11 protein-coding genes and 1 pseudogene are annotated in these 12,279 nt (G+C 44.7%); 4 read left to right on the forward strand and 8 right to left on the reverse strand.

What is annotated here, in order from left to right:
* Window positions 1-20: 20 nt before the first annotated feature.
* Window positions 21-1,916, reverse strand: a complete 1,896-nt coding sequence (locus FKZ59_RS03195; RefSeq protein WP_141601300.1) for an ABC-F family ATP-binding cassette domain-containing protein — start codon at window positions 1,914-1,916, stop codon at window positions 21-23.
* Between the two features lie 377 nt (window positions 1,917-2,293).
* On the opposite strand from FKZ59_RS03195, the gene qoxA reads away from it, so the two are divergent.
* From qoxA to qoxD, 4 genes are read left to right on the forward strand one after another with little or no spacing between them, the layout of a single operon-like run.
* On the forward strand, window positions 2,294-3,211 hold the full coding sequence (gene qoxA, locus FKZ59_RS03200) for a cytochrome aa3 quinol oxidase subunit II (protein WP_141601301.1): 918 nt from the start codon (window positions 2,294-2,296) through the stop codon (window positions 3,209-3,211).
* A 48-nt stretch (window positions 3,212-3,259) separates the two neighbouring features.
* Window positions 3,260-5,248: a cytochrome aa3 quinol oxidase subunit I gene (gene qoxB / locus FKZ59_RS03205; protein WP_141601302.1), complete on the forward strand. Its 1,989-nt coding sequence runs from the start codon at window positions 3,260-3,262 to the stop codon at window positions 5,246-5,248.
* Window positions 5,245-5,841 carry a cytochrome (ubi)quinol oxidase subunit III gene (locus tag FKZ59_RS03210; protein ID WP_141601303.1) on the forward strand — a complete coding sequence of 199 codons (597 nt, stop codon included), beginning with the start codon at window positions 5,245-5,247 and terminating at the stop codon, window positions 5,839-5,841. The genes qoxB and FKZ59_RS03210 overlap by 4 nt, the downstream gene beginning before the upstream one ends.
* A 2-nt stretch (window positions 5,842-5,843) precedes the next feature.
* Window positions 5,844-6,125 (forward strand): cytochrome aa3 quinol oxidase subunit IV, encoded by a 282-nt coding sequence (gene qoxD, locus FKZ59_RS03215; RefSeq protein WP_141601304.1) that lies wholly within the window; start codon window positions 5,844-5,846, stop codon window positions 6,123-6,125.
* Window positions 6,126-6,582: 457 nt separating this feature from the next.
* Here the strand turns inward: qoxD and FKZ59_RS03220 are convergent, their stop codons facing one another.
* The 7 genes and pseudogenes from FKZ59_RS03220 to FKZ59_RS03250 all read right to left on the reverse strand — a co-directional run bounded on the left by FKZ59_RS03220 (window position 6,583) and on the right by FKZ59_RS03250 (window position 12,239).
* Complete coding sequence (locus FKZ59_RS03220; protein ID WP_141601305.1) at window positions 6,583-7,299, reverse strand: enoyl-CoA hydratase/isomerase family protein; 717 nt, start codon at window positions 7,297-7,299, stop codon at window positions 6,583-6,585.
* An 84-nt stretch (window positions 7,300-7,383) separates the two neighbouring features.
* Window positions 7,384-7,977 (reverse strand): TetR/AcrR family transcriptional regulator, encoded by a 594-nt coding sequence (locus FKZ59_RS03225; RefSeq protein WP_141601306.1) that lies wholly within the window; start codon window positions 7,975-7,977, stop codon window positions 7,384-7,386.
* Between the two features lie 257 nt (window positions 7,978-8,234).
* Window positions 8,235-9,623, reverse strand: a pseudogene (locus FKZ59_RS03230) (carbon starvation CstA family protein); the annotation flags it as partial.
* Between the two features lie 325 nt (window positions 9,624-9,948).
* Complete coding sequence (locus tag FKZ59_RS03235; RefSeq protein WP_141601307.1) at window positions 9,949-10,374, reverse strand: bifunctional adenosylcobinamide kinase/adenosylcobinamide-phosphate guanylyltransferase; 426 nt, start codon at window positions 10,372-10,374, stop codon at window positions 9,949-9,951.
* On the reverse strand, window positions 10,326-10,925 hold the full coding sequence (locus FKZ59_RS03240) for a histidine phosphatase family protein (protein ID WP_141601308.1): 600 nt from the start codon (window positions 10,923-10,925) through the stop codon (window positions 10,326-10,328). The genes FKZ59_RS03235 and FKZ59_RS03240 overlap by 49 nt, the downstream gene beginning before the upstream one ends.
* Window positions 10,895-11,659 (reverse strand): adenosylcobinamide-GDP ribazoletransferase, encoded by a 765-nt coding sequence (gene cobS / locus FKZ59_RS03245; protein ID WP_281279185.1) that lies wholly within the window; start codon window positions 11,657-11,659, stop codon window positions 10,895-10,897. The genes FKZ59_RS03240 and cobS overlap by 31 nt, the downstream gene beginning before the upstream one ends.
* 25 nt (window positions 11,660-11,684) lie before the next feature.
* Entirely contained in the window at window positions 11,685-12,239 is a 555-nt protein-coding gene (locus FKZ59_RS03250) for a bifunctional adenosylcobinamide kinase/adenosylcobinamide-phosphate guanylyltransferase (protein WP_246045803.1), read from the reverse strand.
* Window positions 12,240-12,279 lie beyond the last annotated feature (40 nt).

Here is a 12,279-nt window from a genome sequence, read left to right on the forward strand (position 1 = left end):
CCTTTTTCACCAAACTTTGTCTATTTACCTTCGTTGACGATATCGTTCAAGTATGACCACCGTTCAATCAGCCGCTCATATTCCGCGTTGAGTTCGTTCAATTTGTCCGCATATTCCTGAAGTTTCACGTAGTCCGAACCGCAACTTGCCATCCGTTCTTCGATTTCCATTATTTCCTGCTCCACTTGCGCAATCATGCCCTCAATCGTTTCCCATTCTTTCTGTTCTTTGTACGTCAATTTTTTCTTTTCGCTTTTCGGCTTTTCCTTCTTCGGTTTGACCTGTTTTTCCTCTTTTTCCCCGTTTTTTTCCGCTTCGGCCTTTTTCATCAAATATTCCGTGTACAAATCATAACTTACCTCTACATTCCCTTTTCCGTCCAAAATCCACAACTTTTTCGCAATCCGGTCCAGGAAGAAGCGGTCGTGGGAAATGGCGATGACCACGCCGGGAAAATGTTCGATAAAGTCTTCCAACACGCCAAGGGTTTCAATATCCAGATCGTTGGTCGGCTCGTCCAACAGCAAAACGTTCGGCTGTTCCATCAAAAGCTTCAACAAATGAAGCCGTTTCCGCTCGCCACCGGATAATTTCCCGATCGGCGTTCCATGGGTGTGGAGCGGAAACAAAAACCGTTCCAGCATCTGGGAAGCGGAATAACGGAAGCCTTCCGTATCGGTGATTTCGTTGGACGCTTCGCGGACATACTCGATCATCCGCTGGTTTTCATTCATTTCCGGCAGGATTTGATGGAAATGGGCGATTTTGACGGTCGGCCCGGTGATGACTTCCCCCTCATCCGGCTTTAGTTCCCCGGCCAATATTTTCAGCAGCGTCGATTTTCCATAGCCGTTCGCTCCGACGATGCCGATGCGGTCGCCCTGCTGGATGAGGAAATTAAAATCTTTCAATATCGTGCGGTCCCCGAAAGATTTTGAGAGATGGACGCCTTCGAGCACCTTTTTCCCCAGGCGGGTTGTGGATAAAGGCGCCAGTTCAAGCTTATCATCTTCGCTATATTGTTCGAGTTTCTTTTCCAATTCTTCAAAGCGCTGGATTCTTGCTTTTTGTTTCGTCGTTCTGGCCTTCGCGCCGCGGCGGATCCATTTCAATTCATTGCGGTAGCGGTTGCGCAGCTTCTCCTGTGTGGCCTGCTTGTTTTCTTCCCTTATCGCCCGGGCTTCCAGAAAATCCGAATAGTTTCCGTTATGTCGGTAAAGGGTCTGATCCGCGAGTTCATAAATGTGTGTCGCGACGGCATCCAGGAAGTAGCGGTCATGGGTAATAAAGAGCACCGCCCCTTTCAAACGGAGAATCGCCTCCTGCAGCCATTCCGTCGCTTCCGCATCGAGATGGTTGGTCGGCTCGTCCAGCAAACAAAGGTCCGCCGGTTCGATCAGCACCTTTGCCAAAGCGACCCGTTTTTGCTGGCCGCCGGATAAATTGGAGACCTGCTCATCAAACATATCAATGCCAAGTTTCGTCAAAGCCTGTTTGGCAAGGGCATTGACATCCCATGCCTTTTCCGCATCCATCCGCTGCTGGAGCTGGAACAATTTGTTTTGCAACGTTTCCGATTCCGGATGAAGGCTTAATTCTTTTACGACTTCCTCATACTCCCGGTTCAACTGCAAAATCGGCGAGTTTCCGGAAAAGACCGCTTGCAGTACCGTCACATTTTCTTCAAAAACCGGTTTTTGCGGCAGGTAGGCGATGCGATATTTGTTCGGATGATCCATCTCGATGGAATCCGCTTCCTGCTCTCCCGCCAAAATGGAAAGCAGCGTCGATTTTCCGGTTCCGTTGATGCCGATCAGTCCGGCCCGCTCCCCCTCGTAAATCGTAAATTCCACATTTTTAAATAACGTTTTATCCCCTACTGTTTTCGTCAAATTCGAAACTATCAAATGACTCATCGATTTCATCTTCTCTTTCAATATAGAATTCCATTCTTTATTATATAGAAATTTTGATGGGCATGTACAATATGAAGTCACTTGATGCAAATGGCGGCCCCATTTTCGCTTCCATCCCTGGACATCGCTCGTGATAAAATTATTTTTAAATAATATATTCCAAATTTTATGTCAATCACATGCATGGATGGGTTTATTGGTTGATGTATGGAGATTTATCGACAAATTATGAAACAATTATTGTCCATTTTATGAATTATTACTATTTGCATAGTGTAAACGCTTTTTATTTTTTTATTTTGATATATTATTGAGTCAAACATATTTTAGGACGTCGAAAAGGGTTTTTCTTTTTGACCATCGAAAGGAGCACTTCAATGAAACTCAAAGGAACACTACTGTTGTTACTTTCCATGCTTGTCGTCTTCCTTAGCGGTTGTGAACCTTTATTAGTGTTGGATCCAAAAGGGCCACAAGCGGAACGGCAAGCAAGCGATATTATGATCTCCATTGGTATTATGGCGTTTATTGTCATTGTCGTGATGGTTTTACTTGTATACATGCTTGTCAAATATCGTGCATCCAGACTGCCTGACGATTATGAACCCCCTCATATTGAGGGAAATCCGATTTTAGAGGGAATTCTTATTGGAGTTCCAATTATTATTGTCGCCATCCTTTCCTTTATCACAGTGAAAAGCAACTATATTGTCGAGTCGACACCGGAAGGATATGAAGATCAGGAACCATTGGTGATTTACGCTTCATCCTCCAACTGGAAATGGCATTTCAGCTACCCTGAACAGGATATCGAAACGGTGAACTACCTGTATATTCCAACCGATCGTCCAATCGAGTTCAAACTTTATTCGTTTGGCCCGATTACAAGTTTCTGGATTCCGCAATTGGGCGGACAAAAATATGCCATGGCGGACATGGTGACGACACTCCACTTGGCTGCGGACACGCCAGGGGAATATATGGGACGGAACGCAAACTTTAGTGGTAAAGGTTTTGCGGAAAATACATTTACCGTTACCGCCATGACTCAAACAAAATTTGACGAGTGGGTGGATGAAGTGCATGAAACGGCTGAACCCCTCACGGAAGATACGTTTGAACAATTATTGGAACCAGGCCATCTTGGAAGAATGACTTTCACCGGAACGCATCTGGGATTCTCTCCTGCACCGGAGCATGAACATTCCGACGATGAAATGGATTCCGGGGAAGAACACAAAATGCATGCTGAAAAAGAACGCGAAATGCATACCGAACATGCGGCTCACGAATAAATTAGAATCTGGCAGTTTTCGCAATATATTTTGAGAGGAGAAAATTCGATGGAATTTTTTGAACGATTTGCGGTGCCGAATCCAAACCCGGCCATTTATGCATCCATGGTAGCCATCGTCGTTGTATCCCTCGCCATCATCATTGGGTTGACCTATTTTAAAAAATGGGGTTACCTATGGCGGGAATGGTTGACAACAGTGGACCATAAAAAAATTGGGATGATGTATTTAATCTCTGCGCTACTGATGCTTTTCCGCGGTGGAGTGGATGCCCTCATGTTACGGGCACAGCTTTCCATGCCGGATAATAAATTGCTTGACCCTCAACATTACAATGAAGTGTTTTCAACCCATGGTATTGTCATGATCATCTTTATGGCGATGCCGTTCATCTTCGCTTTTATGAACCTTATTGTTCCATTGCAAATCGGGGCTCGTGATGTGGCGTTCCCCAGACTGAACGCTATCAGCTTCTGGTTATTTGCTGCCGGGGCGATGCTATTTAACATTTCCTTCGTCATTGGCGGTTCACCGGATGCAGGATGGACATCCTACTTCCCTCTTGCCGGCACGGAATTCAGTGAATCTGTCGGAACGAACTATTACATGATCGCCATTCAGATTTCCGGGATCGGTTCCCTGATGACCGGAATCAATATGATTACGACGATTTTAAAAATGCGCGCACCTGGCATGACCTTGATGAAAATGCCGATGTTCACATGGGCCAGCTTTATGGCATGTGTCATCATCATCTTTGCCTTCCCGGTATTGACCATCGCGTTATTGATGGGAACAACCGACCGTTTGTTTGCAACAAACTTCTTTACGACAACAAATGGCGGTATGGACATGCTTTGGGCAAACTTCTTCTGGGTTTGGGGACACCCTGAAGTGTACATCTTGATCTTGCCCGCCTTTGGGATCTACAGTGAAGTGATTTCCACTTTCTCCGGCCGAAACCTTTACGGTTACAAATCCATGGTCGGCTCTATGGTCATTATTTCTTTGCTATCATTCCTTGTTTGGACCCACCACTTCTTTACAATGGGTCAAGGCGCGCTCACAAACAGCATTTTCTCCATTTCCACAATGGCGATTGCGGTGCCGACAGGAGTGAAAATTTTCAACTGGCTGCTCACGATGTGGAAAGGGAAAATCCGTTTTACCGTTCCAATGCTTTACTCAGTCGGATTTATTCCACTGTTCACCATCGGGGGCGTGACCGGAGTCATGCTGGCCATGTCAGCGGCGGACTATCAATATCACAATACAATGTTTTTGGTCGCCCACTTCCATAACACGATCATTCCGGGCGTTGTCTTCGCGATGCTGGCTGGACTCACGTACTACTGGCCTAAAATGTTTGGCTTTATGTTAAATGAACGGATTGGGAAATGGGGCTTCTGGTTCTTATCCATTGGATTTGTTCTCGCCTTCTTCCCGATGTACATCACAGGCTTGAACGGACAAGCCCGCCGTATGTACACATACTCTGAAGCGACAGGTTTCGGACCTTTGAACTTCGTCGCATTCATCGGTGCAGGTTTGATGGCGATCGCCTTCTGTCTCATTGTCTATAACATTTTTTATAGTATCAAACACTCTCCAAGAAACGTTGGAGACGATCCATGGAATGCCCGCTCTTTGGAATGGGCCACTCACAATCCGGTGCCGGAATACAACTTTGCCCGCACACCGCATGTGGCTTCCAGCGAAGCGTTCTGGGACGCGAAAAAACATGGGCATGAATTGTTCAAAGGGGAAATCGAAGAAATCCATATGCCAAACTACAGCGGCGTGCCGTTCATTATGGGTGTCATCTTCTTCATCTGCGGATTCTCGTTCGTCTTCTCCTTATGGATACCGGCGATTGTTTCCTTAATTGGCATTTTCGCCTGCATGGTGCTACGTTCCTTTGAAAAAGATGACGGACGCCTCATTTCGGTGGAAGAAATCAAAGCGACGGAAAGCAAATTTGAATCTGCGGAGGAAATTAAAACAGCCGTAAGCACGTATGGAGGTGCCAATTCATGAAAATCGATCACACGCAGCCTCTGGAATACAGTACGCAACAAAACCAATTGAACATTTTTGGATTCTGGATCTTTCTCGGCGCTGAAATCATGTTGTTCGCAACGCTTTTCACCGCCTACTTCATCATGGAAAACCGGACAGGCAACGGGCCTACAGGGCCTGAAATCTTTGAAATCGGGCCAGTGCTATTTGAAACGTTTATTCTTTTGACAAGCAGCTTCACCATCGGTCTTGCAGTCCATGCCATGAGAATCGGGCGCAAAAAAGCGATGCTCGCCTTTTTGGGAGTCACCCTTTTGCTCGGCGTTGCCTTCCTTTCCGCCGAAATCAATGAATTTGTACATTATTATCATGTGGGGGCCACTTATCAAACGAGCGGATTTACCGCCGCCTTGCTGACGACGCTCGGAACCCACGGGGGCCACGTAACCCTCGGCTTCTTTTGGGGGGTGTGCATCTTGATCCAGGTGATGAAAGACGGGATTAATGCCCGCACAGCCAACAAATCCTTCATCTTTTCTCTCTACTGGCACTTCCTGGATGTTGTCTGGATTTTCATCTTCAGCTTCATCTACTTGAAAGGATTGATGTAATAATGAAAGAATTGTTTCCTGTTAAACAGGTCGGCGGCTATTTATTTTCTTTGGTATTGACCATTGTGGCATTGATCGTGTATTTTATGGATTTCTCATTTCCGGTCGCAATGACGATCCTTCTTGTGACTGCCTTTGTACAGGCCGCAGTGCAGCTGGTGCTGTTTATGCACGCCGGTGAAACGGAAGACGGAACAGCGATTTATACGAATGTTCTTTATGGCATTATTATCGCGATGGTGACCATCATCGGTTCCCTGTTGATCTTTGTTTGGGATATGTAATCTGGACTGAAAAAAGGAGAAAGGATTTTTTGAGCGGACTCAAATCATCCTTTCTCCTTTCATTTATGTTTCCCGTTTATTGTGTTCCATTAAATTCAGAAACAGGCCTATGAGCAACAGGCACATGCCGCTCTTTACCATTTCGCCCCCGTACCAAAAGGAAAAATCCAAAATAAAGCCACCAATTGACAAAAGGAGCCCAAGAACTAACAGCAATGCGGAAGTTTTTAAAAAAAATGGAAACAACGGCAATTCCTCCTCGATCCGGAAAGTGAACATATTTTATGCTTTCTGTTCACAATTTAGACAATTTTTTTACAAACCGTTACCCCAAATTCTTAACTTTCAAACAAATAATTTTGGAATTGCCTTTTGTCCTTCAGAAAACTGATGGTCAATGATAAGAAATCAAAAGGGAAACAACATAAAAACATCATCGACCACCGAGATATTTGATTCATTTTTTGAGATGTTTAAATAATACCTCTTTAAACGCTTGATCATGCTCAATACTAAAGGCTTTTTCAAAGCTTTCTTCCGTCTGTTTGATCATAAAACTTTTTGTAAACCGCAAAGTATCCCTCGGAGATTCCAAGATCCGCTTTGCAACCTCGACGGATTTGCCCAACACCTGTTCTTTTTCCACCAGATAATTCACGAAGCCGATGTCATATGCTTTCTCGGCATCCATCTTCCTTCCGGTAAAACAAAGATCCTTCGCAATCCCTTCCCCCACTATCCAACGCAGCGGCGTATAAATGGGGGGAGCGCCAAACTTAACTTCGGGATGACTAAAGGCGGCATCTTTTGAACTGACCCGCAAATCACAAAGCGCCGCCAAATCGAAGCCTCCCCCAAACGCCAAACCGTTAATTCCGGCAATAATCGGCTTTGGAAAATGCCAGACGTCCCGATGATATTTAGCAGAAGACTCATAGATTTCATCGAATATGGACGGGTCCTGGAACTCCGATAAATCAAAACCGCTGGAAAATGCATTTCCCGCTCCTGTAATGATCACAACACCGATATGATCCGAATTCTTCCATCTGTTTAAATATTCCGAAATTTTTCTTCTCATCGAAATGTTTAAGGCATTCTTTTTTTGCGGCCGATTTAAAGTAATGATCCCGATTCCATCTTCCCTTTCCTTCACTAATATTTCTTCATCCATTGGTTTTCCTCCTTAATATAAAACTGGCAAGAAGAAAACAATCGGTCTCTTTATGGCGAAAAATAAATGTTGCGTTAAAGCAACTTATTTTAAAAAGCTTTGAATATATTTCTCCAAGTTTTCGCAAACAGCGGTCAAATATTTGGAATCCTGATAAAGTTTGGATAATGCCAGCCCGCCCTCCAAAGAAGAAATGAAAAAGATTGCCTGCTCTTTTGCTGAAATATTGGAATGAAACCTTCCATTTTTAATGCCGGATTCTATGATTTCAGAAATTGTTTCGATGAGATTGCGCATCGTCTTTTGGGCATGTGGCAGAAGTTCGCTGTCTGGCCGGCAATCCATCTCGATGGAGGCATTGAAAATTGGACAACCGCCGGTAACCGGAATATCCTTTGCCAGGTTTTTAAAGATTTCAAAAAATGTCTGCAAAAGCGTTAATTCATCGCTTGCTGACTCGGTTTTTTCCAAATAGACATCCCTTACAGTTTTGACGGCGTAATAAAAGGACTCAATCATCAATTCATTTTTGTCTTTAAAGTGTCTGTAAATTCCCCCTTTTTTCAGTCCGGTTTCATTCATGATATCGGATAACGAAGTCTGATAATATCCTTTTTCATTAAAGAGATGCGCAGATTTTTCAATAATGAATTGCCGTGTTCTTTCTCCTTTTCCCATCAAAAACCCCTACTTTTGCGACCGATTGGTTTCTACTTTATTTTATTAAATATTCTATTAATTTATGAATCTTTTCTAATCAATTTATTGTTTCCGATTACAGTTATCACAATAGCTGATAAAAACCGTTCTGATTGATTAATTTAAATGCAGAACCCCGCATTGAAACCATGCAAAGTTCTGCATTTTTAATGATATTCCCCTTCATTTTTTCTATGTTTCCCATCCCATTCGGGCTTGAGTACAATATAATCACGTTAGTTGTTGATGGTTGCAACTTTGCCGAAGCGGGAGCTTGCCCAAAGTTCTTTCCATTTCACAATGGACGTCAGCACAATCACCAAACCGAGCGCCAACATGATGACCGATAGCATGCCATTCACCATATTGTATCCGCTTGCCGCTTCGTTCCAATACACGTTTTTGATCATCCAGATGCCTGCCACATTTACGGTTACATATAGGTAAGCGAGCGGTATCAAACATGTCAGGGCATAGATGCGTTTATCAGCAATTTTCAATACAAATGTCTCGCCGCAGACCAAACCGATGGATGCCATCAACTGGTTGGATACACCAAACAGCGCCCATACGGAAGCGATGTCCCCGGAATTCAATAAATATCCCCACATGAGGCAGGCCAAGGCGCTCGCCCCAATGGCGCCAACCATCGAATCCGTTTTCTTCAATGGTTTAATGACATTGCCCAAGAAATCTTGGATTAAATAGCGGGCTGTCCGTGTCCCCGCATCGATTGCCGTTAAGATGAACACGGCTTCAAACATGATGACGAATTGATAGAAATAGCTTGTCAAATGGCTGAACCACTTGATTCCTGAGAAAATGGAAGCCATCCCGACCGCCAATGTCACGGCGCCGCCTGTACGGCCTTCCAAATTCATGCCGATCGCTTCGGAAAGGGCCGGCAATTCCACGGCCTTCATGCCTAATTGGGCGAATTTTTCAGGTGCCGAATTGATGGCAAAATAGTCGGCAGGATGCAATACTGTTGCGGCAACCAATGCCATCACCCCTACCACACATTCCACCAGCATGGCACCAAATCCGACAGGGCGGATATCTTCCCATCGGTTCAACATTTTTGGTGTAGTTCCGGAACCTACGAATGCGTGGAAACCTGAAATCGCTCCGCAGGCAATCGTGATGGAGACGAACGGCCATACAGGCCCCGCTACAATCGGACCTCCCCCATGAATGAAATCAGGGATGACTGCGGGAAACCGGATAACCGGATTGATTATGAATACCCCGATGATTAGCGCGATAAAAACCCCGATTTTCATAAAGCTGGACAGATAATCCCTCGGTGCAAGCAGGAACCATACCGGCAACGCCGCCGCAAAAAAGGCGTAGATCGGCAAAATCATCGCCAATGTTTCTTTGTCTAATGTGAGCACATTCCCCAGCCAAGTGCCTTGAATGGACGGTCCGTAGAAGACTGCCCCAACAAGCAGTACCACACCGATAATCGTTGATAGTTTAATATTTCCCGTAAATCGATTGATCAATCCCATGATCATGGCAATCGGAATTGTGGAAGCAACCGCAAAAGTGCCCCAAGGATTTTCTGCCAATGCCCCCAAAATCACCATCGAAAGGCCGGCCATTGTGATCGTAATAATGAACTTTCTATAAATCTTTCAGTTTGAACATAAACTTATACTAGCACTATATTTGTTATATAACAATATTCATTTTTATCATCTGTTATATATACAAATGGATATATAATATAGTAGAAACTATTTAATAGTTGGAAAACATCAAGATGAGTTTATCCGTTTTTTTCTCCTGTAAAGCAATAATTTTCTATTAAAATCAGAATTTTTAAAAATATTGTATTTTTTCGCAATTCTTGCGGGGGTTCGCCGATAAATCAGCCGATGATAAAAAAAAAAGCCCCTTTCAATGAAAAAAGCTATACCTGCTTCCAGGTATAGCTCCGAAAGATTAAGGGGCCAACCGGCAGGAATCCCCTTTTAAGATTTCCGGGATTCCGTACCATACGCGGATCACTTTTTCGCTGAGTTCAAAAAGCTTTTGGTACAATCTTCCACACGTGTCTCTCAGATGGCGTTCCTCTTTGGAAAGGGGCACAATGCCGCGGCCGATATCGGTGCAGATGCAAATCAGATTCGTTTCCCGGTCCAATCGCTTCAGCTCCTCCAGCACTTCCGCAACAATTTCATCTTCCGATAAGTCGTATTGGGGAATCAATTTTTCGAATCCTCCGATGATTACATAATCTTTTTTTGAAAAAGGTCCTTCGGGGATTTCGCCCTCATACCAAAACATCCGCCCGATGCCCGATTGTTTCAGCGATTCTTTCACAAATTTCCGTTTACCGTTATAGGCGCCACCGATAACCGATTGCATGCTTCCCCCCCTTTCATCGACCTGAAATCGTCCCAATGAAGTGTATACACTTTCCGATGTTCGACCATCAATTCCCGGAAGCTTTGTTTCTGATATAATGCCGCAAGCAGCAACCGGATGACGCCGCCGTGGACGACAAACACATACTCGCCGCTTCCGGCGACAATTTGCCGGAAGCAATCCAGCACCCGTTTTTCAAATTCGGCAAAGGATTCGCCGTTCGGAGGGGTCGCTTTGCCCGGGTCGTCAATCCAACGCCGGTACCTTGCATTCTCTTTCAAATCTTCATATGTCTTCATCTCAAAATCGCCAAAATTCAGTTCCCTCAGCCCGAAAAACGGATGATAACGGGCATCGGGAAAATAAAGCCGCGCAGTTTCGCGGCACCGTTTCAAATCGCTGCCGTAGACATCTTTCGCCCTGATCGGAACGAGGCAATCCGCCTTTTGATAAACGATGGATTCATCCGTCCATCCGAGGTATTTCCCCTCCACATTCGCCTTCGTTTTTTCGTGCCGGATCAAATGGACGACAACAGCACAATTCCCCATAATGCAAGCTCCATCCCTTCATATAATGCGCCGAGCAAGTCGCCGGTCATGCCGCCGAAATGGATATATGTCCACCTGCGGTAAAACCAGGTCAAAACGAGCATGCCGGTCAGCAAGATCAACAAACCATATATCTTTAAGGCGAAAGCGGCCGCAACAATGATCAATGCGTAGCCCAAGATGAAAATCCATAAATGTTCCGGCACCACTTGTTTTTTAAAATAGGCAGCCAAACCGGATTGTTTCACATTCATTGACATATTAAAATAAATCAGCATCGCGAGCCTGCAAAATACTGGAATGAAAACAAAATAACAGTAGAGATGGGCCGGGCTTTGCAGAAAGATTTCGTAAAAGACGCCGACCTTCAGCAAAATCAGGACCACCAGATGAATGGCGCCAAAAGCCCCTACCCGGGAATCGCTCAAAATCTCCAACCGCTTTTCTTTGTCCCGATAGGAAAAGTAAGCATCGCCCAAATCGATCCAGCCGTCGAGATGCAATCCGCCGGTCATGAAAATGTGAAACACCACCACAAGAATGGCCATAAAAAGCGGGGAAAATCCGGCATAATGTTCATTGAGGAAAAGAAGGGCAACGCTTGCCAAACCCATCAAAAAACCCATAAACGGCATGGCGCCGAACATGGCCGTCACAGTTTTTCCGCTCATTGGCAGCGCCCTTCGGATAGGGAAGGACGTAAAAAATTGGAGGGATAATAAAAAACCCGTCATGAAATTTTTCACACAAACACACCGCCTATTTTTTTCTTACACTGATTCCATAATCCAATTCGTAAGCTTCATCGCAAACCGACACAATCCATTGATGCAGTTTTCCGATGAGCTTGCGATATAAATGGACTTCCTCGAAGGGCGAAGCGGGTTCATCCAGCACTTCATTCGATACCAAAAGAACCATCGCTCCTTCCCGCTTCCATCCCATAATCTCTTTTTGAAAGTTTCCAATATGTTTCAGGATTTCTTCCATGCGTCCTTCTTGTACGGATTCGGTATGATATAAAATATTGTTTAGCCATGTCGTGATGCAATCCCAAAGAACGACGTCATGCTTTTGAAAGGGAACGCCCGGCAAATCGTAGAAGATTTCCATTGTCGCCCATGGCATGTGGGATTGTTCCCGGTCCTGTTGATGGCGGAGAATCCGCTTTTTCATTTCTTCATCAAAGGGAACGCCGGAAGCAATATAGTATAAACCCTTATGATATCGCCGAAAAAGATTTTTGGCATACGTTTCCGCAAAAGCGCTTTTTCCGCTCCGCACACCGCCTGTTATAAAAATGATTTTTCCCAAGATGTTCGCCCCTTTTTCCTGGTCAATTCCAACGATTGGA

Origin of the sequence: Ureibacillus terrenus, assembly GCF_006569205.1 — a bacterium.
GTDB lineage: Bacteria > Bacillota > Bacilli > Bacillales_A > Planococcaceae > Ureibacillus > Ureibacillus terrenus.

Excerpts from the sequence above, each read along its gene's own strand:
- FKZ59_RS03195 (WP_141601300.1), bottom strand. The coding sequence starts at position 1,916 with ATGAGTCATTTGATAGTTTCGAATTTGACGAAAACAGTAGGGGATAAA.
- qoxA (WP_141601301.1), top strand. The coding sequence starts at position 2,294 with ATGAAACTCAAAGGAACACTACTGTTGTTACTTTCCATGCTTGTCGTC.
- qoxB (WP_141601302.1), top strand. The coding sequence starts at position 3,260 with ATGGAATTTTTTGAACGATTTGCGGTGCCGAATCCAAACCCGGCCATT.
- FKZ59_RS03210 (WP_141601303.1), top strand. The coding sequence starts at position 5,245 with ATGAAAATCGATCACACGCAGCCTCTGGAATACAGTACGCAACAAAAC.
- qoxD (WP_141601304.1), top strand. The coding sequence starts at position 5,844 with ATGAAAGAATTGTTTCCTGTTAAACAGGTCGGCGGCTATTTATTTTCT.
- FKZ59_RS03220 (WP_141601305.1), bottom strand. The coding sequence starts at position 7,299 with ATGGATGAAGAAATATTAGTGAAGGAAAGGGAAGATGGAATCGGGATC.
- FKZ59_RS03225 (WP_141601306.1), bottom strand. The coding sequence starts at position 7,977 with ATGGGAAAAGGAGAAAGAACACGGCAATTCATTATTGAAAAATCTGCG.
- FKZ59_RS03235 (WP_141601307.1), bottom strand. The coding sequence starts at position 10,374 with ATGCAATCGGTTATCGGTGGCGCCTATAACGGTAAACGGAAATTTGTG.
- FKZ59_RS03240 (WP_141601308.1), bottom strand. The coding sequence starts at position 10,925 with ATGGGGAATTGTGCTGTTGTCGTCCATTTGATCCGGCACGAAAAAACG.
- cobS (WP_281279185.1), bottom strand. The coding sequence starts at position 11,659 with ATGACGGGTTTTTTATTATCCCTCCAATTTTTTACGTCCTTCCCTATC.